This is a genomic window from Kitasatospora sp. NBC_00458, from assembly GCF_036013975.1.
Taxonomy (GTDB): domain Bacteria; phylum Actinomycetota; class Actinomycetes; order Streptomycetales; family Streptomycetaceae; genus Kitasatospora.
On sequence record NZ_CP107904.1, the window covers coordinates 7222177 to 7247744 of the forward strand.

Annotated in this window: 13 protein-coding genes and 2 CRISPR repeat arrays; of the genes, 3 read left to right on the forward strand and 10 right to left on the reverse strand. The window is 74.2% G+C overall.

All coding sequences use genetic code 11. The features are described from left to right. Window positions 1-30: 30 nt before the first annotated feature. Window positions 31-3678, reverse strand: a complete 3648-nt coding sequence (locus OG550_RS29430; RefSeq protein WP_327682609.1) for a hypothetical protein — start codon at window positions 3676-3678, stop codon at window positions 31-33. A gap of 645 nt (window positions 3679-4323) precedes the next feature. On the opposite strand from OG550_RS29430, the gene OG550_RS29435 reads away from it, so the two are divergent. The 3 genes from OG550_RS29435 to OG550_RS29445 all read left to right on the forward strand — a co-directional run bounded on the left by OG550_RS29435 (window position 4324) and on the right by OG550_RS29445 (window position 7804). Further along, complete coding sequence (locus OG550_RS29435) at window positions 4324-5166, forward strand: nitrilase-related carbon-nitrogen hydrolase (protein WP_327682611.1); 843 nt, start codon at window positions 4324-4326, stop codon at window positions 5164-5166. 16 nt (window positions 5167-5182) lie between these two features. After that, a complete protein-coding gene (hydA, locus tag OG550_RS29440; protein ID WP_327682612.1) occupies window positions 5183-6598 on the forward strand; it encodes a dihydropyrimidinase in 1416 nt (471 codons plus the stop codon). A gap of 174 nt (window positions 6599-6772) precedes the next feature. Next, the gene (locus tag OG550_RS29445; RefSeq protein WP_327682614.1) at window positions 6773-7804 is read left to right on the forward strand and encodes a TIGR03842 family LLM class F420-dependent oxidoreductase; all 1032 of its coding nucleotides are present in this window, start codon (window positions 6773-6775) and stop codon (window positions 7802-7804) included. 144 nt (window positions 7805-7948) lie between these two features. After that, window positions 7949-8282: direct repeats of the CRISPR family, unit length 29 nt; unit sequence GGGAACACCCCCGCAGGCGCGGGGAGCAG. 239 nt (window positions 8283-8521) lie between these two features. Here the strand turns inward: OG550_RS29445 and OG550_RS29450 are convergent. The 9 genes from OG550_RS29450 to casA all read right to left on the reverse strand — a co-directional run bounded on the left by OG550_RS29450 (window position 8522) and on the right by casA (window position 25470). Then, on the reverse strand, window positions 8522-8914 hold the full coding sequence (locus OG550_RS29450) for a hypothetical protein (RefSeq protein ID WP_327682616.1): 393 nt from the start codon (window positions 8912-8914) through the stop codon (window positions 8522-8524). After that, the gene (locus tag OG550_RS29455) at window positions 8911-9201 is read right to left on the reverse strand and encodes a hypothetical protein (protein ID WP_327682618.1); all 291 of its coding nucleotides are present in this window, start codon (window positions 9199-9201) and stop codon (window positions 8911-8913) included. The genes OG550_RS29450 and OG550_RS29455 overlap by 4 nt, the downstream gene beginning before the upstream one ends. Before the next feature lie 564 nt (window positions 9202-9765). Next, window positions 9766-15649: direct repeats of the CRISPR family, unit length 29 nt; unit sequence GGGAACACCCCCGCAGGCGCGGGGAGCAG. Window positions 15650-15780: 131 nt separating this feature from the next. After that, window positions 15781-16221, reverse strand: coding sequence for a type I-E CRISPR-associated endoribonuclease Cas2e (cas2e, locus tag OG550_RS29460; RefSeq protein ID WP_327682620.1), 441 nt, complete (start codon window positions 16219-16221; stop codon window positions 15781-15783). Then, window positions 16218-17192 (reverse strand): type I-E CRISPR-associated endonuclease Cas1e, encoded by a 975-nt coding sequence (gene cas1e / locus OG550_RS29465; protein WP_327682622.1) that lies wholly within the window; start codon window positions 17190-17192, stop codon window positions 16218-16220. The genes cas2e and cas1e overlap by 4 nt, the downstream gene beginning before the upstream one ends. A 5-nt stretch (window positions 17193-17197) precedes the next feature. Further along, the gene (gene cas6e, locus OG550_RS29470; protein ID WP_327682624.1) at window positions 17198-18028 is read right to left on the reverse strand and encodes a type I-E CRISPR-associated protein Cas6/Cse3/CasE; all 831 of its coding nucleotides are present in this window, start codon (window positions 18026-18028) and stop codon (window positions 17198-17200) included. A gap of 2 nt (window positions 18029-18030) precedes the next feature. Then, window positions 18031-18735, reverse strand: a complete 705-nt coding sequence (gene cas5e / locus OG550_RS29475; RefSeq protein WP_327682626.1) for a type I-E CRISPR-associated protein Cas5/CasD — start codon at window positions 18733-18735, stop codon at window positions 18031-18033. Next, window positions 18732-19958, reverse strand: coding sequence for a type I-E CRISPR-associated protein Cas7/Cse4/CasC (cas7e, locus tag OG550_RS29480; protein ID WP_327682628.1), 1227 nt, complete (start codon window positions 19956-19958; stop codon window positions 18732-18734). The genes cas5e and cas7e overlap by 4 nt, the downstream gene beginning before the upstream one ends. Then, window positions 19955-20731 (reverse strand): type I-E CRISPR-associated protein Cse2/CasB, encoded by a 777-nt coding sequence (gene casB, locus OG550_RS29485; RefSeq protein ID WP_327682630.1) that lies wholly within the window; start codon window positions 20729-20731, stop codon window positions 19955-19957. Before casB ends, cas7e begins: the two co-directional genes overlap by 4 nt. Then, window positions 20728-25470 (reverse strand): type I-E CRISPR-associated protein Cse1/CasA, encoded by a 4743-nt coding sequence (casA, locus tag OG550_RS29490; RefSeq protein WP_327682632.1) that lies wholly within the window; start codon window positions 25468-25470, stop codon window positions 20728-20730. Before casA ends, casB begins: the two co-directional genes overlap by 4 nt. Window positions 25471-25568 lie beyond the last annotated feature (98 nt).

The following is a 25568-nucleotide window of genomic DNA, read 5'->3' on the forward strand; positions in this document are numbered from 1 at the left end:
ACGGAACGGGCACGAGTCAAGCGAGCGCACTCACGGTCGCGCGCCGCGCCCCTGCTCGGGCGGGGCGGGGGAGGCGGTCGGCGCACCGTCCGCCACCTCGGCCTCCGGCACGGGGGCCGGCCCGGGCACGGGGGCCGACGGGGGCGCGGGCCGGGGCTCCGGTCCGCGCCCGCCGCCGGTTCCGCCGCCCGCCCCGGTGCCGTCCCCGGCCCCGTCCGGCGGTGTGGTCGAGGTCCTGTCCGGTCCGGCGCCGGACCTGCTTCCCGGCGGGGTCCGGGTGCCGAGCACGGCCGCCTTCACCGCCGGTCCGGCCTGCTCGCCCAGGTACCGGCCGAGGGTCTGGTAGGCGTCGAACTGCCGGTGGTCGAACCACTGGTCGCTGGTGCTGTCGTTCGGGAAGGCCGCGTCGGCGACCGCGTAGGCGTGCAGTTCGTACGGCATGTCCGGGGTGAGGACGGCCTGGGCGACGATCAGCGTGCCGCGCCGGGCGGCCACCGCGCGGTCGTCACCCCCGGCGGCCTCGGCGCCCCCGTCCTCCAGGTCGTCCAGGTCGAGCGGCCACGGGTACTCGATGTCGCCGACCACCACGGCCCGCGCGGAGAGCCGGTCGGCCAGCCGCGCCGCCAGCCCCCGCAGGGGCGGCTGTCCGCCGCCCTCCGGGGACGGTCCGCCGCGGGCGCCGCCCCCGCCGCCGGCACTGCCCGGAATCAGCAGGTCGGGCTCGCGGAGCGTGATGGCGATGCCCAGCTCCTCACGGGCCAGGGTGATCGCCGCCGCCAGCGTGGCCGCGAAGGCCGAGTCGCCGCTGGCGTCGATGCAGACCGCCGTCCGCACGCCGTGCCGCAGCAGTTCGACGAGCCCGAGGTTCTCGTAGTGGCCGCCGTCGGTGGTGAGCAGGAACCGCGCGTCCATCGGGTACCGGCCGCACGCCTCGCGCAGCTGGTAGGGGAGCCGGCGGACGGCCGGCTGCGGCGCGTACCGCCAGTCCCGGTCGGCCGCCCAGAGCGGGGCGAGCGCCGCCGGATTGGGCAGCCACGTCCCCAGGCGCGCGTTGGTGATCGCGAACAGGCCCTGGTAGCCGCGTGCCTGGCGTCCCATCGCGGACGAGAACGCGGCACCCGAGACGGCCATCGCGGACTGCACGGTGAGGTCCCGGGCGATGTGCCGCCGGGTGCGCCGCTCCAGCAGGTCGGTGCGGGCGTACCCGACGTCCGGTCCGCCCACGTAGTCGGACGAGAAGGTGAACGACACCGCCCGGCGGCCGGGCGGCGTCCGTGCGTTGCCGGAGAGGTTGGCCGCCGCCGCGAAGATCACCTGGGGGAAGCCGGGGTGCCGGGCGCCGTAGTGGCTGAGGCGGGTCTGTTCGCCGAAGAAGTGGTACGGCCGGGCGAGCACCTCGCCGCCGTCACCGGTGGCACCGCCACTGGCATCGGTGGCGGTGCCGGGGTGGGCGCCGGGCCCTGCCGCGTCCGTCGCCGCGCCGTCGCGCTCGACGGCGCGGCGGACGGCGAAGGCCGAGGCGAGGCGCCGGCGGTAGAACGGGTGCAGGCCCATCCACGTCTGGTCGAGGTTGAGCCCGACGGTGCCGAGGACCAGCGGCAGCAGCACCTGGGCGGCCGTCGGCCAGGCGTGCCCGGTGGCCACCGCCCAGCCCAGCGTGAGCAGGGCGCCCGCGGTGAGCGCGGCCAGCGCCGACCAGAGCACCAGGTACTCGGCGATCCGCCCGGTGAGGCCGCCGCCGAGCCGCCGGGTGCCGCGCACCAGGCCGCCGAGGACCGCCGCCCCCTGCTCGACGGCGTGCCGGCCGTGCCAGAGGATGCCGAGCAGCAGGGCCAGGTAGCTGAGCAGCACGGTGAGGCTTATGCCGGCCCCCGTCTGCCGCGCGCCGACCGCCAGCGCCTGCTGCAGCCGGACCGCGCCCCAGGCCAGGCCGGGAACGGCGAGGACGCCGAGCGCGAGGAGCGCGGCCAGGGCGAGCGCGGCCTGCGAGAAGCGGCGGAGGACGCGCGGCAGCAGGCTGTTCCAGCCGAGCCAGGAGAAGGTCAGCAGCCAGAGCAGCCAGCCCAGGGCGGCGGCCGTGAGCAGTCCGGCCAGGGCCAGCAGGGCGGGCGCGCGGACGGCCGGCGGGCCGAGCCCGGTTCCCGGACCGGCGGCGCCCGGCCCTGCGGTGCCCGTGACCTCGGCGCCGGTGCCCCCGGTGTGCAGGCCGACGGGGGCCAGGTGGCTCAGATCGGTGAGCGGGACGAGGTGGTAGAACCGGCTCAGCCCGAGGCCGAGCACCAGGACGGTGGCGCCCAGCAGCCCGAGCGCCGCGACGAGGCCGCGCAGCAGCGTGCCGAGCGCGACCAGCCACTCGCCCGCGCCGTCCGCCAGGTACTTGGCGTGCCGCCGGAGGTGGTCCTCCTCGGGGGAGCCGGGCTCCAGCACGGTGTCCGGGGTCAGGCCGGAGCGGGCCCTGACCGGGCAGCCGGGCGCGGAGTCGGTGAGCGCCAGCTGCATCGCGCCGACGGTGTAGCCGCCGCCGGAGACGGAGACCAGGTAGCGGGCCTGCTTCAGCCACGGACGCAGGGACTGGAGCGCCCCGAGGGTGACGCAGGCCGACCGGATGCCGCCGCCGGAGACGCAGAAGCCGAGCCGGGCGTGCTCGCGGCCGGGCGGCACCCGGGCGGCGTTGTGCCAGCGGGCCTGCCGGGTCGGCGGCCCCTGGCTCCGGGGGCCGGGCGGCCACCGCCCGCCCCGCGCCGTCGCCACCGGCCAGGGAGGGATCAGCTCCGGTCCGCCGTCCGGCGGCGCGTCGGGTCCGCCCCCGGGTGCGCCCTCCGGTCCGTCTGCCGGTCCGCCCCCCAGTTCGCCCTCTGGTCCGCCCTCCGGCGCGCCGTCGGTGGACGCCCGGGCCGTCTCCTCCGGCGGCCGCCGCAGCACTCCGCGCACGGCCCGGTGCACCGTGGCGGAGCAGACGACGGTGCCGACCGTGCCCGCGGGCAGGAGCAGCAGCCACTTCACTATGGCGAACGCGGCTGCCGCGGCGAAGGGGGCGTCACCGCCCGCCGTCCCGGGGCCGGTCCCGCCCAGGCCGGCGTCCAGCAGCAGGTCCTCGACGAGGTCGCAGGCCCCGGCCAGCACGCCCGCGAGTCCGGCGGCGAGCGCGACCAGGCGCCAGTGCGGCCGGGTGAACACGTACCCGCCGAGCAGCCCGGCCGCCGCCAGCGTGAGCGCGTAGCCGCAGACCAGCCAGAGGTCGGCGTCCAGCGAGGCGCGGAACTCGGCGGTCCGGTCGGCGACCACGGCTGCCGCGGCGGTGCGGGAGCCGGCCAGTTGGAGCCGGATGTCCCGGGCGCCCTGGCCGGCCGCCGTCCAGCGGACGAAGAGCAGCCACCCGAGGGCGGCGGGCACCGGCACACCGAGCCCCAGCAGCAGCCCGGCCCAGGCCGGGACCGGGTGCGAGCGGGCGCGGTGCCGCTCGGCCGGACGCGAGCGGGACGGGTCCGAGCGGGCCGGGTCCGAGCGGACGGGGGACGACCCGGCGGGGCCGGGCCGCGCGGAGGGGGAGGGCGCGGAGGGGGAGGGCGCGGAGGGGGAGGGCGCGGAGCGGGACTGCGGCGGACGCGCGCGCGGCAGGCGTCGGCGCACCGGGGGCGAGGGCGGGGGACCCTCCGCCCCCTCGGGTACGGACGTCACGTTCACCTCCCCGTGCACACGTGGACCGGCCGTACGCCGGAGCCGGCCGCCGACGGCCGTTCACCGTCGGCGACCGTCCGGCGACGGACCGGAGCAGCATCATGGACCCTCTTGCCCGGACCCGCACCACCTCGCGCATGGATTCACCCGAATGAGTAAGGTGCGCGCTCCCGGGGTAGATGACCGTTTCATCCCACCTACGACACCCCGCGTGTCCGCGTAACAGGATCGCCCCGGGCGCGTTACGTCCGACGTATTGTCAGGCGACCGAGGCCGGGCCTACGGTCGACGCACCAACTTTCTACGCACGTAGACACCGCGTGCGGCCGTGCCGAGCCACGCCGCCGCGCGGCCCCGTACGCCGACTCGCAGGTGCCGACCGGCAGGTCGACGCACGCGAAAGCGCCCGGGAAAGCGCCCGGGAAGGCGCACGGGCAAGCCCGCGGGCAGGCCCGCGCCCTCCGCAGGCCGGCCTGCGGGAACGCGCGCGTCGGAAGGTTCCGCTCCGCGCACGGAGGAACGTCCGTGGAGCACCCGGCGGCTCCGCACGCGAAGCCGCCGGAACGACCGCAGGCAGAACCGCCCCGTCAACCCTCAGACCGCAGGCCCGACCCCCGGCCGGGCCGCGGAGTTGCGGAGGTACCCATGTCGCAGATCGTCCGTGCCGCCCTCGTCCAGACCCGGTGGACCGGCGACCAGGAGAGCATGATCGCCCTCCACGAGCGGTACGCCCGCGAGGCCGCCGCACAGGGCGCGAAGATCCTCGGCTTCCAGGAGGTCTTCAACGCCCCCTACTTCTGTCAGGTCCAGGAACCCGAGCACTACCGCTGGGCCGAACCCGTCCCCGACGGGCCCACCGTCCGGCGGATGACCGAACTCGCCCGCGAGCTCGGCATCGTCCTCGTCGTCCCCGTCTACGAGGAGGACCAGCCCGGCGTCTACTACAACACCGCCGCCGTGATCGACGCCGACGGCAGCTACCTCGGCAAGTACCGCAAGCACCACATCCCCCAGGTCAAGGGCTTCTGGGAGAAGTACTACTTCAAGCCCGGCAACCTCGGCTGGCCCGTCTTCGACACCGCCGTCGGCAAGGTCGGCGTCTACATCTGCTACGACCGCCACTTCCCCGAGGGCTGGCGCGCCCTGGGCCTGGCCGGCGCACAGATCGTCTACAACCCCTCCGCCACCAGCCGCGGCCTGTCCGCCTACCTCTGGCAGCTCGAACAGCCCGCCGCCGCCGTCGCCAACGAGTACTTCGTCGCCGCCATCAACCGCGTCGGCACCGAGGAGTACGGCGACAACGACTTCTACGGCACCTCCTACTTCGTCGACCCGCGCGGCCGCTTCGTCGGCGAGGTCGCCTCCGACAAGGAGGAGGAACTCGTCGTCCGCGACCTCGACATGGGCCTCATCGAGGAGGTCCGCCGGCAATGGGCGTTCTACCGCGACCGCCGCCCCGAAGCGTACGGACCGCTGGCCGAGGCGTGAGGGAGGCGACCGGACCGTGACCACCCGCACCGTCATCCGCGGCGGCCTCGTCATCACCGCCACCGAGGAACTCCGCGCCGACGTCCTCATCGAGGGCGAACGGATCGCCGCCCTCGCCACCACCGGCAGCGAAGCCGCCCTCGCCTGGACCGCCGACAACCACATCGACGCCGCCGGCCACTACGTCATCCCCGGCGGCGTCGACGCCCACACCCACATGGAACTGCCGTTCGGCGGCACCCACGCCTCCGACACCTTCGAGACCGGCACCCGCGCCGCCGCCTGGGGCGGCACCACCACCATCGTCGACTTCGCCGTCCAGCCCGTCGGCGGCAGCCTCCGCGAAGGACTCGACGCCTGGCACGCCAAGGCCGACGGCAACTGCGCCGTCGACTACGCCTTCCACACCATCGTCTCCGACGTCAACGACGCCGTCCTCAAGGAGATGGACGCACTCGTCGACTCCGGCGAATCCACCTCCTTCAAGCTGTTCATGGCCTACCCCGGCGTCTTCTACAGCGACGACGGACGCATCCTGCGCGCCATGCAGCGCGGCGCCGCCAACGGCGGACTGATCATGATGCACGCCGAGAACGGCATCGCCATCGACGTCCTCGTCGAACAGGCCCTCGCCGCCGGCCGCACCTCCCCCCGCTACCACGGCGAGGTCCGCCGCGAACTCCTCGAAGCCGAGGCCACCCACCGCGCCATCAAACTCGCCCAGGTCGCCGGCAGCCCCCTCTACGTCGTCCACGTCTCCGCCGCCTCCGCCCTCGCCGAACTCGCCCGCGCCCGCGACGACGGCCACCCCGTCTTCGGCGAGACCTGCCCCCAGTACCTCTTCCTCTCCACCGACAACCTCGCGGAGGAGGGCGCCGACGGCTTCGAAGGCGCCAAGTACGTGTGCAGCACCCCGCTGCGCCCCCGCGAGCACCAGGCGGCGCTCTGGCGCGGCCTGCGCACCAACGACCTCCAGGTGGTGTCCACCGACCACTGCCCGTTCTGCTACACGGGACAGAAGGAACTCGGCCGGGGCGACTTCTCGAAGATCCCCAACGGCCTGCCCGGCGTGGAGAACCGGATGGACCTGCTCCACCAGGCGGTGGTCGACGGCCACCTGAGCCGCCGCAGGTGGATCGAGGTCGCCTGCACCACCCCGGCCCGGATGTTCGGCCTGCACCCGCGCAAGGGCACCATCGCCCCCGGCGCCGACGCCGACGTGGTCGTCTACGACCCCAACGCCGTGCAGACCGTCTCCGCCGCCAGCCACCACATGAACGTCGACTACTCGGCGTACGAGGGCCGCACCCTCACCGGCCGCGCCCGCACCGTCCTCTCCCGGGGCACCGTCGTCCTCGACCACGGCACCTGGCTCGGCCGGGCCGGGCACGGCACCTTCCTGCGGCGGGACACCTGCCGGTACCTGGACTGAGCTCCCCGCCCGTCCGGGGCGGCGGGGCCGCCGGACCTCGCGGCCCCGCCGCCCCGGACGGGCGCTCGCCCCGGTGCTGCATTGCCCTCCTGCCGTCCCCTCCCCTCCCCTCCCTTCCCCTTTCCTTTCCTCCTCCCTCCTTCTCCCTTCCCCCTTCCGACTCCCGGAGCCCACATGGACATCGGCCTCGTCCTGCAGACCGACCCGCCCGCCCGCCTGCTCATCGACCGCATGATCCGCGCCGAGCAGGCCGGCTTCAGCCACGGCTGGACCTTCGACTCCTGCGTCCTGTGGCAGGAGCCCTTCGTCATCTACAGCCGCATCCTGGCCGAGACCAGCACGCTCACCGTCGGCCCGATGGTCACCAACCCCTCCACCCGCACCTGGGAGGTCACCGCCTCCCTCTTCGCCACCCTCAACGACATGTACGGCAACCGCACCGTCTGCGGCATCGGCCGCGGCGACTCCGCCATGCGGGTCGCCGGACGCCGCCCCGCCACCCTCGCCCGGCTCTCCGAAGCCATGCACGCCATCAAGGAGTTGGCCGAGGGCCGCACCGTCGAGGTCGACGGCACGGACATGCACCTGCCCTGGGTCGGCCCGGGCGCGGCCCTGCCCGTCTGGATGGGCGCCTACGGTCCCAAGGCACTCGCCCTGACAGGCCGCCAGGCCGACGGGTTCATCCTCCAACTCGCCGACCCCTACCTCACCGAGTACATGATCAAGGCGGTCCGCCGGTCCGCCGCCGAGGCAGGCCGCGACCCCGACACGCTCACCGTCTGCGTCGCCGCCCCCGCCTACGTCACCGCCGACGACTCGCCGGCCGCCCTCGCCCACGCCCGGGAGCAGTGCCGCTGGTTCGGCGGCATGGTCGGCAACCACGTCGCCGACCTGGTCACCCACTACGGCGAACACTCCGACCTCGTCCCCGAGGCCCTCACCGCCTACATCAAGGACCGCCAGGGCTACGACTACAGCCACCACGGCCGCGCCGGAAACCCCGACACCGCCTTCGTCCCCGACGAGATCGTCGACCGGTTCTGCCTCATCGGCCCGCCCGAGGCCCACCGCGCCCGCCTCGACCAGCTCCGCGCCCTCGGCGTCGACCAGTTCGCCATCTACGCCATGCACGACGCCGTCGAGTCCACCATCGACGCCTACGGCACCCACCTCATCCCGCACCTGCGGCAGGACACCCGCCCCTGACCGGGCAACAGCTCCACCACACCCCCGCCCGCCCGGCTGGCCGGACCCCACCCCGGCCACCGGGCTCCCCGCCCCGCCCGGACAGCCTCCACACCGCGGGCGGGGGGAGCAGACCGTGGTGGTCCTCACCGGTCCGCCGCTCTCGGGAGTACCCCCGCAGACGCGAGGAGCAGCGGTTCACCGCCGTCGAGTACGCGGGGGCCATGGGAACACCCCCGCAGGCGCGGGGAGCAGTAGCGGACCCCAGCGATGATCGAGTCAACGGGGGGAACACCCCCGCAGGCGCGGGGAGCAGACCGGGTAGGCCTTGCCGCAGTCGGCGATGGCGGGAACACCCCCGCAGGCGCGGGGAGCAGCAGTGCTGAATCAACAGTCCGACGCCCGTGAAGGGAACACCCCCGCAGGCGCGGGGAGCAGGAACGGCTCGCCCGCGAGCTGTCGGACTGCCTGGGAACACCCCCGCAGGTGCGGGGAGCAGCTGGGCGGTGCGGCGCACCGGCTCGGCCAGCGCCGCGGCCCGCTCGGCCGGCGAGAGCCGCGTGCACCAGGTCCACGACGAGCGTCTTGCTGCTGCCGGCCTGCCCGGCGACGAACACCACCACCGGCCGCTCCCGCCGGGCGGCCCAGGCCGGCACGGCTGGCAGGATCTCCCCGGCGAGGACACGCGTTCCCTCACCCGCGGGGAGCCTGCCCCCCTAGCACCCCCAACGGCGCCACCTATGGCTCCAGGCGGGGGTCGTCGATGCCGACGGTGACGACCCCGGGCGGATACAGCTCCGGATCGGCCGTCAGGATCAGGTGCTGCTGCGGACGCACCGGGGTGGGCAGGCTCGCGGCGATGGCGTGGGCCAGGCCCTGGCCGCCGTAGCCGTCGCGGACCATGGCCGCCACCACCACGGCGGTCGCCGCGTCCAGCGGCTCGAACTCCAGGGAGGGCAGCGCCAGGACCGCGTGCGCCGTCCCCTCGTCCTTGATCTCGGCCTCGACCAGGCACAGCACCGGGACGATCAGGTGCTGGAACGGACTGTGCAGAGCGGAATCCACGATCCGGTGCAGGCGCTGGTGACCGGCGGCCAGCGCGGACAGGGCGCCGGAATCCAGAACGATCACGCGCTGCGCCTCGGGGTCACTTTGGCGCGTGCATCCGCCGCGGCGATGTCGTAGACCCGCTGCAGCAGGTTCGGACCCTCGTCCAGCTCCGTGTCGGTGAGCGTCATCCCGAAGTGCTCCCGCAGCAGCCGGCGGCCCTCGGCCACCTGCTCCGCGATCTGCTCCGCGGTGGGCTGCGCCTCCACGAGCAGGGCCACCTGGGCGCCGATCGTGGTGCCTCGGGACGCCGCGAGAGCGGCCAGCCGGTCACGTGTATCAGGGGAGACCTTGATCGTCGCATCAGCCATAGTGCGATCGTACACCGCTGGTACACCGGCAGTGTACCAATCTGTCCGGCCCTGGACGTCGGCCCCCACCGATCGCGAACCGACCGGCTGCCAGGCCTGCCACCTCACTCCGTCGCCGTGCCCGGCCAGCCCCACCGCCCCGTACTGTGCCGATCGAGGTGAGCGGGTTCCTTCTACTTCTCTCCGCGAGGTCAGCCGGCTGGTGCAGTCGGTCACCCGGGCCGGAAACGAGGACGAGCTCTCGTGGATCGAGTGGAAGGAACACCTGGACCTCTCCAAGGAGAGCGACTTCCAGCACCCGAGCAGGCCGCCCAGTGGGCAGAGGGCTACGCCTACCTCGTCGTGGGAGCGGAACCCGGTTCGCGCCCAGGCACCACCCCCGTCGACCCGGGCGATCTCACCGACCGCGTGCGCGCCTACGTCGACGACCGCATCGGATCGCACCCGCAGTACATCGACATCAACGGCGCCAAGGTCTTGGTGATCGCCGTCGACCCGCCCAAGTCGGGCGACCCGATGCACACCCTTCGCAAGCGACTGCGCAACTTCGCAACCGGCGTCCTGGGAACACCCCCTGCAGGCGCGGGGAGCAGAGCCCGACGGGTACGGTCGAAGGGCTGATCGAGGGAACACCCCCGCAGGCGCGGGGAGCAGACGCGCGACCCGGGGTACGGCATCCACCGGCAGGGAACACCCCCGCAGGCGCGGGGAGCAGCGGCCGGGGCGGATGCCGAGCCGCAGGTAGCGGGGAACACCCCCGCAGGCGCGGGGAGCAGGCTTCCAGCGTGGACATGTAGGTGCGCAGCACGGGAACACCCCCGCAGGCGCGGGGAGCAGGCCACCACCCCACCCCGAACCGTCGAAGGGTTGGGAACACCCCCGCAGGCGCGGGGAGCAGTCGTTCCCGCCGGACTGGTGCAACATCGTGCCGGGAACACCCCCGCAGGCGCGGGGAGCAGTCGTCGACGGCTCGGAGGTGGAGGTACGGGTTGGGAACACCCCCGCAGGCGCGGGGAGCAGCTCGACGGCGACCGGGTCCGCCTCGACGACGTGGGAACACCCCCGCAGGCGCGGGGAGCAGATTCCGCCGTGGCGCTCTCCGGTCGGGTCCCAGGGAACACCCCCGCAGGCGCGGGGAGCAGCGACGTGCGCTCCTACTGCGAGGCCCTGCGCGCGGGAACACCCCCGCAGGCGCGGGGAGCAGGCCGTCCTGAGTAGAGGAACACGACCCATGAAGGGAACACCCCCGCAGGCGCGGGGAGCAGTCACCAACTCACCGGGGAGAAACCGTGAAGAAGGGAACACCCCCGCAGGCGCGGGGAGCAGACACCGAGCACCGCCGCCAGGGCCCGTACCGCGGAACACCCCCGCAGGCGCGGGGAGCAGAGCCGCGGGACCTGGCCGCCCCACTCCGCAGGGGGAACACCCCCGCAGGCGCGGGGAGCAGTCGAGGAGCTCCTGGGTCAGCCGGGCGGCCTCGGGAACACCCCCGCAGGCGCGGGGAGCAGGGTGCCTTCCTGGCTCCGTTGGTTTCACCGCGGGGAACCCCCCCGCAGGCGCGGGGAGCAGCGTCGATATCGATGTGCTGGACGTCGCGGACGGGGAACACCCCCGCAGGCGCGGGGAGCAGTGCCCGAAGACACGCCGGGTACGTCACAGACCGGGAACACCCCCGCAGGCGCGGGGAGCAGGAATCAAGTGCTTCGCCGGGTACGCTGAAGATGGGAACACCCCCGCAGGCGCGGGGAGCAGGGTCTCCAGCACGGCGAGGGCCTGGTCCTCCAGGGAACACCCCCGCAGGCGCGGGGAGCAGGACTCCCACCAGTGCACCGGGTGCGGCGAGGTGGGAACACCCCCGCAGGCGCGGGGAGCAGGCTGGCCCACCTCCACCCGTCGGACCAGGTGGAGGAACACCCCCGCAGGCGCGGGGAGCAGGCGCCAACCCCACCCCTCCCCCGGGGGGTGAAGGGAACACCCCCGCAGGCGCGGGGAGCAGGGTCTCGATGGTGGCGGAGTCGTACCACCAGGGGGAACACCCCCGCAGGCGCGGGGAGCAGCCGAACTCCGCGCCGAGTATGCGACGCGTGCCGGGAACACCCCCGCAGGCGCGGGGAGCAGCTCTTCGGCGGCGGCGCGGTAGTCCTGGGCCTGGGAACACCCCCGCAGGCGCGGGGAGCAGTGGTGTCGGTCACGATCGCATCCTCGGGATTCGGGAACACCCCCGCAGGCGCGGGGAGCAGCAACATCATCTTCGAGCTGAGGGACAGCACGGGGGAACACCCCCGCAGGCGCGGGGAGCAGTCCCTGATCGTGGCCGGATCCTGCGGCCCGTTGGGAACACCCCCGCAGGCGCGGGGAGCAGCACCGAGCAGCAGGTGCGATAGATGTTGTGCCAGGGAACACCCCCGCAGGCGCGGGGAGCAGGGAGACCCTCAGCTCTACCTCCCCGTGCACGAGGAAACACCCCCGCAGGCGCGGGGAGCAGCATCAGGTAGAGCGTGCCCTGCCGGGCCAGCAGGGAACACCCCCGCAGGCGCGGGGAGCAGTTTTCCTTCGGCGTAATGCGGCTGAGCATGCTGGGAACACCCCCGCAGGCGCGGGGAGCAGCGAGTGAGTTGATCGCTCGTTGGCACCCGGGGGGGAACACCCCCGCAGGCGCGGGGAGCAGTCGGACTCCCCGGTGGACCAGAACTTCGCGCGGGGAACACCCCCGCAGGCGCGGGGAGCAGCGGCCTTCCTGGGGTGGGGGATCATGCGGACGGGGAACACCCCCGCAGGCGCGGGGAGCAGTTCCGCCGGCCCGCCAGAGGACGGCGTAAGTGGGGAACACCCCCGCAGGCGCGGGGAGCAGTGCCGCGCGGTGACGACCGTGTCGACCCAGGCGGGAACACCCCCGCAGGCGCGGGGAGCAGAGGTCGTACGTCCGATCCTCGCCGCTCCGCTCGGGAACACCCCCGCAGGCGCGGGGAGCAGTCGTGGTCGACCGCTACAAGCTGCGGCGCCTGAGGAACACCCCCGCAGGCGCGGGGAGCAGATCGCCGCGGTCCTGCTCGCCCTGGTCGCGGTGGGAACACCCCCGCAGGCGCGGGGAGCAGTGGTAGATGCCCGACTGCGTCTCCTCCGCAATGGGAACACCCCCGCAGGCGCGGGGAGCAGGGGGAGGGCCGGGCCGGGCTCACCTGAGGAACACCCCCGCAGGCGCGGGGAGCAGCCGCCCGCGGTGAGCGTCCCGGCGGCGGTGATGGGAACACCCCCGCAGGCGCGGGGAGCAGGAGATGGAAGACTGTCGCATTGGAGATCCCTCCGGGAACACCCCCGCAGGCGCGGGGAGCAGCTACCTACGTAGTGCGGGGGGATCGGCGTTCTGGGAACACCCCCGCAGGCGCGGGGAGCAGGACCCGGTCCAAGTCGACGGCCCTGAATGGCCGGGAACACCCCCGCAGGCGCGGGGAGCAGTGGTTTCCCCAACGGTACGTCGGCTAGCGGGAGGGAACACCCCCGCAGGCGCGGGGAGCAGTGCCGCTCCGTCGGTGCGAGTTCGCATCCAGCAGGAACACCCCCGCAGGCGCGGGGAGCAGCGTCGCGCCCGGTGGGGGAGCCGACTCGACCTGGGAACACCCCCGCAGGCGCGGGGAGCAGCGCCCGTCCGTCCACTCGATCGACCGACCGGCGGGAACACCCCCGCAGGCGCGGGGAGCAGGGCTTCTTGGCGGCGGCGGCGCGGCGGGCGCTGGGAACACCCCCGCAGGCGCGGGGAGCAGGACCCGGTCCAAGTCGACGGCCCTGAATGGCCGGGAACACCCCCGCAGGCGCGGGGAGCAGTGGTTTCCCCAACGGTACGTCGGCTAGCGGGAGGGAACACCCCCGCAGGCGCGGGGAGCAGCGCCCGTCCGTCCACTCGATCGACCGACCGGCGGGAACACCCCCGCAGGCGCGGGGAGCAGCATCACTCGGCAGGCCGGGAGGAGCTGCTGCAGGGAACACCCCCGCAGGCGCGGGGAGCAGCATCACTCGGCAGGCCGGGAGGAGCTGCTGCAGGGAACACCCCCGCAGGCGCGGGGAGCAGCTGGACGACATGGCCGAGGAGTTCTCCGACTGGGGAACACCCCCGCAGGCGCGGGGAGCAGTGCTTCCCGGTCGTCTTGTTCACCGGAAGGAAGGGAACACCCCCGCAGGCGCGGGGAGCAGTGGCGATCGACCGGCTGATCGCCCGCCGGGACGGGAACACCCCCGCAGGCGCGGGGAGCAGCGCCGGAGCCGATGGAGAGCGCCCAGTGCGACGGGAACACCCCCGCAGGCGCGGGGAGCAGTGACGAATCCGCCGGTGAACGTCTGCGCGGCGGGGAACACCCCCGCAGGCGCGGGGAGCAGGGGTCGCCCTCTCGCGCGAGAGGGCGGGAGGTGGGAACACCCCCGCAGGCGCGGGGAGCAGACGCGCCTGCTGCTTCGGGTGGCCGGCCAGCAGGGAACACCCCCGCAGGCGCGGGGAGCAGCGATCCGCACCGTCCCGTTGTCCGCAATGCCCGGGAACACCCCCGCAGGCGCGGGGAGCAGCAGAACTCCAGATCCTGGTACGCCTGCTCGTGGGGAACACCCCCGCAGGCGCGGGGAGCAGGACAAGCTGATCGGCCCGATCACGCCCGACCTGGGAACACCCCCGCAGGCGCGGGGAGCAGCTGCACCCACTGCACGACCTCACCGATGGTGTGGGGAACACCCCCGCAGGCGCGGGGAGCAGCTCAACACCGTCCAGTTCTGGGACAAGCAGTCGGGAACACCCCCGCAGGCGCGGGGAGTAGATGGCGGTCAACCTGGCAGAGATCCGGGGCGAGGGAACACCCCCGCAGGCGCGGGGAGCAGCTCGTCCGGGCAGTAGGGGGTGCTGCTCACTGGGGAACACCCCCGCAGGCGCGGGGAGCAGTGGCGCGACGAGTGCGACGCCTGGGGGGCCGAGGGAACACCCCCGCAGGCGCGGGGAGCAGAGCGCTGACCCCACTTCTCAGGCCGGGCCCCGGGGAACACCCCCGCAGGCGCGGGGAGCAGCGGATGTCCGACCGCTCCCACACCCGGATCGGGGGAACACCCCCGCAGGCGCGGGGAGCAGCGGAAGCCGCTCGTGTTGAGGTCCAGGCGCACGGGAACACCCCCGCAGGCGCGGGGAGCAGTCACCCAGGAGGAATGGGATGTGGCACGGCGCGGGAACACCCCCGCAGGCGCGGGGAGCAGCCCATGGCGGTGCCGGTCCAGCCCGACAGCCCGGGAACACCCCCGCAGGCGCGGGGAGCAGGGACTCCTGATCGTCGGGAACGCCTTCATAGTGGGAACACCCCCGCAGGCGCGGGGAGCAGACACCCGGGCGGATGATGCGGAGCGCGTCCGCGGGAACACCCCCGCAGGCGCGGGGAGCAGCCCGCGCCCGGCGTCGCCCTGCACGAAGCCGAGGGAACACCCCCGCAGGCGCGGGGAGCAGGAACCGTTCGGGGCGGTGCTCGGCCCGGCCTGGGGAACACCCCCGCAGGCGCGGGGAGCAGTTCTCGTCGCCGCCGCCGCTGCTGCTCTTGTCGGGAACACCCCCGCAGGCGCGGGGAGCAGTTGATCGCCCATCCGGCCGCGCCGGGGGCGTAGGGAACACCCCCGCAGGCGCGGGGAGCAGTGATCCTCCCCGGGCAGAGCTGACCGGCCCCAGGGAACACCCCCGCAGGCGCGGGGAGCAGAGACCCTCCATCTTGAGCATCCGGTACGCGCGGGAACACCCCCGCAGGCGCGGGGAGCAGCGCCACCAGGCGGCCGGCGGCGAGGAGTCGTGGGGAACACCCCCGCAGGCGCGGGGAGCAGCCGAGCATGGCGCACAGGGCGTAGTGGCTCCGGGGAACACCCCCGCAGGCGCGGGGAGCAGCGGTATCCGTCCTGGCTGATCTGGACGTTGACGGGAACACCCCCGCAGGCGCGGGGAGCAGAGATGTAGGAGGCGTTGCGGTCGACCTTGACCGGGAACACCCCCGCAGGCGCGGGGAGCAGTGTGCCGGATGGCTTAAAATGCGGCACCCCGCAGGGAACACCCCCGCAGGCGCGGGGAGCAGAAAGTCTCACTCATGTCCTGATTCGAACGCCCGGGAACACCCCCGCAGGCGCGGGGAGCAGTGCCACGTCCAGTGCTTCGCCAGCGTCGCCGAGGGAACACCCCCGCAGGCGCGGGGAGCAGGCTCGCGCGGTCGGTGTTGCGCAACACGATGATGGGAACACCCCCGCAGGCGCGGGGAGCAGATCTGCCAGATGCCGACCGCGCCCGAGGAGGCGGGAACACCCCCGCAGGCGCGGGGAGCAGCAGCGCATCGCCGGAGCCCCCGACCACGCCCCGGGAACACCCCCGCAGGCGCGGGGAGCAGGTGTTCTTGGCTATGTTCATGTGCGATTTCCTTGGGAACACCCCCGCAGGCGCGGGGAGCAGAGTTCGTGAGCTGGGGGTTTGTCAGGACAGGTGGGCGGTCTGTGCAACTTGCCGAGTTTCGGGCATTTCGGTCTTTCCGGTGGATTCGGTGTGTCGGCGGTAGGAGCCGGGCCGCCATCGGCGGTCACGTGCTAGCGCGGACCGAAGCGGCGGCGCTTCGCGGCCTTGCTCCAGCCCGTCGCGGGATCTCCGTCCGTCGGTGCGCCCGCCGGTCGGGTCGTGGGTCCATCCGTCACGGAGTCATGGTCCGTGCCGGGCCGGGTGGCGGGTGTGCGGGGAGGCACTGTGCGGTGCGGTCGGTCGGAGGGTCGGTGGATCAGCGTCAGGCCCTCGTGGTCCACCGGGTGCCACCGGTGCTCGTGGGTCGCGAACGCGAAGCCCTGCTCGGTGTCCGTGCTGTACGCGAGCACGGCGCGGCCGCGGCCGCGGTAGGTCTGGACCTCCTCCCAGACCAGCTCGCGGATCCGGGCCGACGGATCGCCGACGAAGACACCGGGGGAGATCTCGGTGAGCCACCTGGTCAGCAGCCCGCGCAGGCCGGCGGGGCAGTCGGCGAGTACCAGGGTGATCACCAGACGCCCTCCGCACCGTAGTTGCGGCCGCCCGCCACGGTGCCGTCCCGGTCGGTCTGGAGTCGTACGCCCCCGTCCGTCCCGTCCTCGGCCTTCCCGCCGGCGGCCTCTTCGTCCGCGCGCCGGTACGGTGCGAGCAGGTGCTGGATGTCCGCGACCGCGCGGTCCAGCAGGCCGGCCGCGCGGATCCGTTCCCGGAGCGCCCGGCGGGTCCGTCCGGCGATGTCCTCCGGGCCTTCCGCGGCGGCGTCGAACGCCGCGGGGATGCCGAACGCGACCTTGTAGAGGTCCGCCACGTCCATCACGAACGACCGCTCGTGGCCCGAGTGCACGAACCCGAGCGCCGGTGAGCAGCCGAGCGCCACCACCACGGAGTGGGCGATCCCGTACAGGCACTGTGCGGCCGCCGTGACCGCCTGGTTCGGGGTGTCGCCCGCCGCGAAGTCGCCCGGGTCGTAGGTGCGCCGCACCCAGCGGACGCCGGTGCGGGCGGCCTCCGCGCGGTACGCGGCCTTGACCCGGTCGCCCTCCCCGCCGAGCAGTTCCCGTCGGGTCATGCCCGCCGGGTCGGCGTCGGGGAAGCGCAACCGGTACATCTCCCGTGCCACCTCCAGCCGATGGCGCCGGTTGGCCCAGGCCGTGGCCTGGGCCTCCACCAGTCCGGCCGAGCGGGTCAGGGCGCGTCCGCCCGCGTAGTACCGCACCCCGTGCTCGCCCACCCAGACGACGCCCGCGCCGGACTCGCCGAGCACGCTCATCGCCTGGTGGGTGACCCGTGTCCCCGGTCCCAGCAGCAGGACCCCGATCGTCGCTGAGGGGATGTACCGGACGCCCGAGTCGTCGGTGGCGGTGATCGCGTTGTCCTCGCGACTGACCACGCACCGCTCCAGGTAGAGGAAGGAGACCCGGTCGCCGACCCTGGCGAGTCCGCGCGGTGTGGAGGTCGGCCTGGTGGCGGGAGTCGCGCCCACCCCGGTCAGCTCCGCACCGGTGCGAGCGTCATCAGCCCGCAGCCGTAGGCCTTCGCCTTGCCCAGCCCCGCGGTGAGCGTGCGGCGCATCGCGTCCGGGTCGGTGACGTGCAGCCGGCCGTCGAAGGTCGCGGTCGTCAGGGTGACCTTGTGACGGCCGCCGTTCGTCCGGTCGTTCTTGCCGAAGGAGAGGTTCCGGGGGTGGTGGACGACAAGTTCCCGTTCGTCCCCCTCGGGCAGCAGCCGGTGCTCGGGTGCCTTCTCGACGATGGTGAAGCCGGCCCGTTCCTGCTGCTTCAGCAGCCAGGCGGCCTGGTGGCGGTGGGTCAGGTGCGCGGTCCGCTTGGTCGGTTCGTCGGGGGTGCGGCGGATGCTGTGCACCGGATTGGCGGTCAGCCGGAAGGCCCAGGTCGACCCGGTGGTGATGGTGGCGAGGAAGGCGCCGTAGTCGTACGTCTGCCAGCCGCCGGTGGTCGGCCAGCCGGCTTGCTCGACCAGGTGGGTGAGGTCGGGGCGCTGCGGGCTGACCAGGTGGAGCAGCACCTCGGTGCGGGAGTTGTGGTCGATCCGCCAGAGCACCCGCGGGGCGCCCGCGGCGGTGGCGGTCGTCGGGGCCGCGGTGGTCGGCGCCCCGGCCGTCGGCACTCCGGTCGTCGGGGCCGCGGTGGTCGCCGCCCTGGTCGTCGGCACCCCGGCCGTCGGGGCGGCCGCCGTCGGGGCCGCCGCCCCGTCGTCGGCGAACGACGCCATGACGGCGCCGTGCAGCAGTTGCGGCGACGAGAGCAGTCGGCGCGCCCCGGCGCGGGCGGTGTTGATGCGAAAGCGGGTGAGGAACATGTTCAGACCGGTTCCAGGGGACTCAGGTGGGCCGTCGGGTCGTGAGCGGGGCCGAGCGTCGGCACGTCCACCACGGAGGAGGTCACGCCGCGCACCGCGTACCGGCGGTGTCGGGGGTCGAAGCTCAGCGGCAGGTCGCGCAGGAGGTCCGCCCTCGCCTGTTCGGCCGGCTCGGCGTCGGTCAGGACGGTCAGCGGCACGGTCGGCGAAGGGTGGCGGGACAGGTGCCGGCGGGCGGCCTGCCACGGTTCCCGCTCCAGGGCCTGCCGGAGCCCGACGTCCCGGCGGACGCCGAGGTCCAGCGGCCCGCTCGGCGGGCAGGATCGGCGGCCGAGGTACGGCAGGAAGACCGGTGCGCGCAGTGCCGCGAGGAGGCCGTCGACCGTCGCGTCCTCACCCTCGACGGCCGCGACGAACACGGCGTCCGCCAGGTAGAAGCGTTCGGACAGGGGCATCGCCTTCCCCGTGTCCCCGTGGCGGGCGGTCTGGAGGTCCCGGACGGGGGTGCCGGGCTGGTCGATCCGGACCCCGAACCGCAGCGCGGCGAGATCGGCCGGGTCGGCGGTCCGGTCGCGGCCCAGCGCGGCCGCGAGCAGCCCCACCACGCCGCTCTTGGTCGGCGCGGCCTCCGTGGTCCGCCGGGCGAACCGTGAGGACGCGCCCCAGGACTGGAGCGGCCCCGCGAGCCGCAGCAGGAGCACGCTCACGCGTCCGGCCCCAGCCTGCCCGCCACCGCCGTGCCGACCGCCTCGACCAGCTCGCGGAGGCCCACGTCGGTGCCGAGGTCGGAGAGCGGGGCCGTCCGCTCGCCGACCCGCAGGACCCAGCTCTCCTCGGTCACCGCGCCGAAGGCCCGCTCGACCTCGGGCACGTACGCGGCCAACTGTGCGCAGGCGGCGGCGACATGACCGCCGGTGAGGCCGCCGCCACCGGGGAGCACCGCTTCCTCGAAGGCCCCGGCGAAGCTGATCGGGCGGGCCGAACGGAGCTTGACGATCACCGCGTCCGGGAGCGTCTGATTGGCGAAGGTGTTCATCTTGCCGCTGGGGATCGAGGTCACGAAGGCCTCGACGAAGGCCTGCACCGCGCGGCGGACCGGCTCGGTCGCGGGCTCGTCCGGGCGCATCCCGTCACCGAGGTTCTTCTTCAGCCCGTCCACGTCCACGGCCGCGTAGCGGTACAGCGTCGCGGAGTTGAAGTCGACGATGCCGATCATTCCGGCGCCCGGCTCGTCGTCGCCCCGCTGGTCGTCCACCGCGGTGAAGTAGTCGGACTCGTTTTCTACCGCGTGCACGCTGATCGCGTGCGCCACCTGCGCGGCGGCGTCCACGTTGATGTCGGAGGCGTCGGCGACCATGCGGCCGAACAGCGCGATGTCCACGGAGTGCCGGGTGTTGGCCGCTTCCCGGGCCCTGGCCCGGTTCTCCTTGGCCTTGAAGAACTCCTTCACCCCACCCGGCCCGCCCTGGCCACCGGGCCCGTTCAGCGCCTCCGCCGCGAGGTCGGCGAGCGCGTCGAGCTGGCGGTCGCTCAGGAAGAGCAGGTACGCGGACTCGGGCGCGGGGTCCTCGTCGCCGTTCCTCGCCGCGCTGTCCTTCTTCCGCTTGGGGGGTTCGACCTTCGCACCCGTCGCGGCGGTGATCGTCTCGGCGGCGGCCTGCCAGGCTTCCGGTTCCTTGAGCTCGACGCCCCGGGCGATGATCCGGGCCGCCAGCAGCTCGGCCGCCTTCTTGGTGCGGACACCCAGCTCGGCCGGGTCCAGCAGGCCGTCGAAGGCCTGGCGGGTCGCCCGCTTCCACGCCTGGCTGGACACCCGGGCCCGGCGCACCCCGCCGTACACCGCCGACTTCGGCGCGCCGGTGTCGTCCCGGTTGAGGTTGCTCGGCGGCACGGTCTGCAGGACGTGGACGTCCAGGATCGTACGGGTCACGATTGGTCCTTGTCGGTGTCGATGAGATCGGGGTCGGTGGCGGAGGCGGGAGAGAGCGGCCCGCCGGTCGTGGCGGATCCGTCGGCGGCCCCGTCGGCGCTCTCGCCGGAGCCTCCCGCCGCGGCCCGGGGCGGCCGGTAGGCGTGGAAGCCGCGGCCCCAGGCCCGGATCACCTCGGCCCGGCGCCCCGGCAGTTGCCACAGGTAGAGCTGGTCGGCGAGCACCCCGTAGTCGAGGGGGACGGCCGCCCGGTGCAGCAGCACCACGATCTCGCGCAGCCGCTGGGCGAGGACGTCGAAGGCGGGCGCGGCGCCGGCCCGGACGAACCGCTTGCGCAACGGCTCGTCCACGTCGTCGGCCGGCATCAACCGCCTCACCGCGGCGCCGAGTCCGGGGCCGTCGGGCCGGTGCATCCCGTGGCTGCGGTGCGACTGCTGGTGGAGCGACCAGAGGGTCACTGCGGTGTGCATCGCGTTCTCGGCCGCCGTGTCGGTCGGCCCGACCCGGCCGTCCGGATAGAGGAGCTCCAGGCCGGTGAGGCCCCAGAGTTCGGGCAGCGCGTCCACCGGCCGGCCGGCGCCGCGGCGGATCTGTGCGATCCGGGCCACGGCCGCCGCGTCGTCGCGGTGGTAGCCGTACTGGAGCCTGGCCAGACAGCGGTGGGTCGCGTCGCCCGTCCGGCCGAGGCCGGTGCGGCGGGGCGAGGGGACGGATGCGGGGACGGGTACGGGGACGGATGCGGATACGGAAGTGGGTGCGGATGCGGTGGTCATCGGTCGTCGTTCTCCGGAAGGTCGTCGTGATCGTCCTCGCCGGGGCCGTCCGGCGTGTTCGCACCCGTCGGCGGGGTGAGCGCAGTCGGGGTCTCCGGGGTCTCCGGTGACTTCGGCGCGTCCGGTGCCTCCGGGCTCGGGAGGGCCTTCGCCAGCGCGGCCAGGAAGTGCCCGTGCGCCCGGGCGTCGTTCAGCCAGACCCGGCCGCCGCCCCGCCCCGCCACCACACGTCCCTCCCGCGCCGCCCACGGTGCGGTGTCCACCAGGTCGGCGCCCAGGGCGGCGACGAGCCGCCGCGCCTGCCGGTGCCAGGCGTCGAGGGCCCGCGCCGGGTCGGTGTGCCGGCCGAGGTCCCGCAGCCAGAGCCGGAACGGGCCGTCGAGCGCGGCGTAACCGCGCTCGGCCGCGGCGGTCCTGGGGGCGTCGGCCTCGGAGCCGGCGGCCGCGGCGAGATCGGCGGCGAGGTGGCCGAGCGCCTGCACGGCCCGCTCCGCCGCCTCGACCGCGCTGACGGCCCGCTGCCCGTACCGCGGATCCTCCTCGTGCAGCAGGACCACGGCCAGCGCGACACCGTCGTCCACCAGCTCGTCGACGACCGACTGCTGGGTGCCGTACACCGCGCCGATCGTCCGCGCCCGGATCAGATGACCGGGCGGCAGCATGCCCTCGTTGGCCAGTCGGGCCACCCAGTCGAGCACCAGCGGGCGCAGCGCGTCCGGGGCTTCGCCGTGCTGGTCCTCACCGCGTCGGCGCCGCGCCTGCAACAGGGCGGGAAGCCCGCGCCAGGCCGCGCGCTCCGGCAGGTGCTGGCGCGGGAGGTACACCGGCGACCGGCCGAGCTTCTTCTCCTGCGGACGGCTGCGCCGCCAGCCGGAGAGCGGTTCGCTGAAGCGGAGGTCGTGCCCCGGCAGCGGGTCGCCGTACGAAAGCACCACCCCGTGGACCGCGCTCCCGTCGTGGTGCAGCCGGATCCGACGCGACTGCCAGGTGTACAGGTCCCGCGGCCCCGACGGACGGGCCGAGGGATCGGCCGCCCCCGGATCCGGCCCCGGGCCGTACGGGCCGCGCCGCCACGCCGGCCGGTCACCGGGGCGAAAACGCGCCCCGGTGGTGTCCGCGGCCACCAGGTTGAGCAGCAGGGTCGCCCGCAGGTCGTCCCCCTCGGCCAGCACGCCCCCGAGGCCACCCGCCCAACCGGTGCCCAGCGGGTACACCTTGCCGTTCCTCCCCCTGCCGTCACCCGCGGCGGCCGACTTGATGCCGGACGTGTCGAAGGCGTGCGCGTGCACCAACCAGCGCGCCGCCTCGGCGAAGGAGAGCCGCTCGGCCGAGGGCAGCCGCATGGTGAAGAACGGCTCGCCGTTCGGCACGTCCGCCACCAGCCGGTTGAGCGAGGCGACTTCGTCCTTCTCCGTGCGCAGGCCGGCGACCTGGAAGAACGGCTCCCGCGGGTGCAACAGGTCGAACCGCTCGCGATGCCGGTCCAGGTACGGGCCGACGGCGGCGAGGGCCCCGGGATCGTTCCAGAGGTCCTCCCAGTCCTCCAGTTCCACCGGGCCGTCGACGGCGTCGTGCAGGACCGCCAGCAGCAGGCGCAGCAGGGCGAACTCCTGCGTCGGCACGTCCCCGACCAGCCTGCGCAGACCGGCGGCCTCGGCGAACACCTCGCGCAAGGACAGCTCGGCGGACGTCCCGTCCAGCCGCTGCACCGGAATCCAGGGGCGGGACACCAGGTCGAACGAGGGCACGCTTCTCACCAATCTCACGTCACGGGCCCCGGCCGGGTGCACCGCCAGACCGTCACCCGCGCCGTACTCCACGTCGAAGCCGGCCAGTCGGGCCCGGCCCTGCTCGTCCAGCACCAGCACCAGCTCGCCGTCCAGCTGCGGACACTCCCTCGTCTGCCAGGCCGGGACGTAGAGGGCCTCCAACTCCCGGATCGCACGATCGATCACCCACGGCTTGGAGAAGTGGTACGGCAGCCGCAGACTGCTCGCCGCGAGCGCCTGCGCGGCATGCCAGGTGGGAGCCGTCTCGGTCGGGAGCGGCAGGCCGCCCCGGCCCCGGTCCAGCCAGGGGAGCGTCGTCAGGCGGCCGTCCGCGTGGCGCATCGCCACCATCACCTCCAGACTCTCCTCGCCGTCCCGGACCTGCGCCCGGCCCGACCGGTGGTCGTCCACGTCCCCGACCCCGGCATCGAGCCAGCCCACCAGCGAACGGCCCGCCCGGCGCACCCCGTCCAGCCGGAACACCTCGGCACGCGCCGTCCGCCCGGCGTCCGCCAGCCGCTGCTCCTCGGCGGCCTCGGCCAGCACCCCGGCCCAGCCGGGCGGCCCCACCGGCTGACCGCCGTAGGCGTGTTGGACCAACGGGCCGATGTCGTCCGGCAGCGTGAGCGGCACGCCGCCCTCCAGATGCGGCACCAGCACGGCGGCCGAGCGGAGCAGGTGGTGCCGCCCGTAGACGGCCACCGACCCCTTCACCGGACGTGGCTGCGGCTGCGCCGCCCAGTCGGCACCGGTGACCAGGCAGCGGGCCGTCCGCAGGCGGGCGGGCCGCTCGGCCTGCCCCTCGCCGCGCCGGTGGCGGTGCAGGCGGCCCGTCCGCTGCAGCAGCAGGTCCACCGGGCAGAGGTCGGTGACCAGGAGGTCGAAGTCGACGTCGAGCGACTGCTCCGCCACCTGGCTGGCGACGACGAGGTGGGGTCCGGCCGGGCGGTCGCCGGTCGGGCCGAACCGGGCGAGCAGGTCGGCGTCCTTACGGGCCCGGTCGAGGTCGACGAAACGGGAGTGCGCCACGGTGACGGCGTCGTCGCCGAACCGTTCGCGCAGCCGCTCGGCCGTCTCCAGCACCCGGTCCACGGTGTTGCGGACGACCAGCGCGCAGCCGCCGCCGGAGAGTTCGAGCGCCAGGCGGTCGGTGAGAACGGCGAGGTCGTCGTCGAGGCGCTCCAGCCGGACGGCCGTGCGGCGGGAGGCGTCGGCGGCCGGCATGCGCACCAGGGGCGGGCGGCCGGGGGCGACGGCGGTGAGCAGCGGGTAGCCGGCCGCGTCGGGACCACGGGCCGGCGCCGCTGCCAGGCCCGGCTGGTCTTCCCGTTCCTGCTCCTGCTCCTGTTCTCGTTCCCGATCCTGTCCCCGTTCCTGCTCGGGGTGGGCGTCCTCCTCCCCGCAGTACGCCCGTACGAGGGCGCGGCGGGTGGCGGCGGGAAGCGTCGCCGACAGCATGACCACCGGCACCCGGTAGGCGCCGAGCCAGGAGAGCACCCGCACCAGGTAGGTGTTCATGTAGGCGTCGTTCGCGTGCACCTCGTCGATCACGACGACCTTCCCGGCGAGCGCGAGGTGGCGCAGCGCGAGATGACGGTTCTTGAGGCCGGCGAAGAGTACCTGGTCGATCGTGCCGACGGCGAAGGACGCCAGCATGCCCTTCTTCCGTCCGCGCAGCCACTGGTGGGCGATCAGCCCGGAGGCCTTGCGCCTCGCGCGGTGGCCGGCGCCGCGCGGGCCGTCCTGGTCCACCGCCCGGATCCGCTGCCGGTCGGCGGCCATCATGCCCGCGTACTCGTCGTTGAGCGCCGCCTTCGCGTGCGCGAGGAACACCGATCGTGCCCCGTCGGCGGGCAGGTGGCCCAGCCAGGCGGTGAGCCGGGAGAACATCGCGTCGGCGGTCGCCCGGGTGGGCAGTGCCACGTAGCACCCGCCCGCGCCGGTCCGGGCGGCGAGGATCTCGGCGGCGGCCAGGGCGGCTTCCGTCTTGCCCTCTCCCATCGGCGCCTCGATCACCAGCAGCCCCGGTCCGGACAGCTCGCGCGCCAGCCGGACGGCCTCCACCTGTACGGGGCGCGGCTCCGCGCCCGCAGGGAGGTCGAACCGCGAGGCGATCAACGTGCCTGCATCGGCGAGTGGTTCGTCCGGACGCCAGGCGGGCGGAAGGCGCAGCCCGTTCCAGGCCGACGCGATGCGCTCCTCCTCCGAGCGGGGCGAATCCTCGGGGAAGTAAGGGAAGAGGTCCGGGTTGCTCGCGATCCAGTCGGCCATGATGACGACACCGGTCAGCAGGACCTGCACCGGCTGCGGGAGCTTCACGCCCTTGACCCGGTCGAGGATGTCCGCCGCCTCCAGCAGCTCCGTGCAGACGTCCAGGAACTCGAACTGCACGTCGCGCCAGAGCCCTTCGCTCTCACCCGGCGTGCGGAGCAGGTCCTCGCGCAGGTCGAGGTCGTGCACCTGCGAGTGCCCGGGGGGCACCCCGTGGTGCCCCCCGGCGACCACCGCCCACTGCCCGGCGGCCCGATGGGGCCAGTCGTGGCGCTCCACCAGCCATTCCTGGATGAGGAGTTGTCCGGCCAGTCCGTGCGGTGCCAGCCGGCGATCGTCGCCGTACTGCTTCTCCTCACGCATCGCCAGGCCGATGTCCCGCATCCGCTGGGCGAGTTGGGGGACCTGGCAGGCGAACGCCGGCGTGGCCTTGCCCACGTCGTGGGTGGCCGCCAACCACACCGTGAGGGTGCGGGCCTGATTCCGGTCGGCACCGGGAGCGATCGCCTCGGCGATCAACTCCCTGACGTTGTACGGGAGCCAGTGGTCCCAGAGGCGCGCCGCCACCGCACCGCTGTCCGCGAGATGGCGCCACAGCGGCAGCCAGGTGTCGGCGTCGCGGTCGTGCTTGGCCCAGACCGAACGCGCGGGAGCCGACAGCCTCCCGAGCAGGTCCGGACCGGTGGGTGGTCCGGTCACGCGGCGATTCAACACGGCCACTGCTCCCGGATGCGAGGGGAAGAACGATAGTGAACGGATCCGCTCGAACGTGGCCGATCTAGGCCGTAATCGAGCGC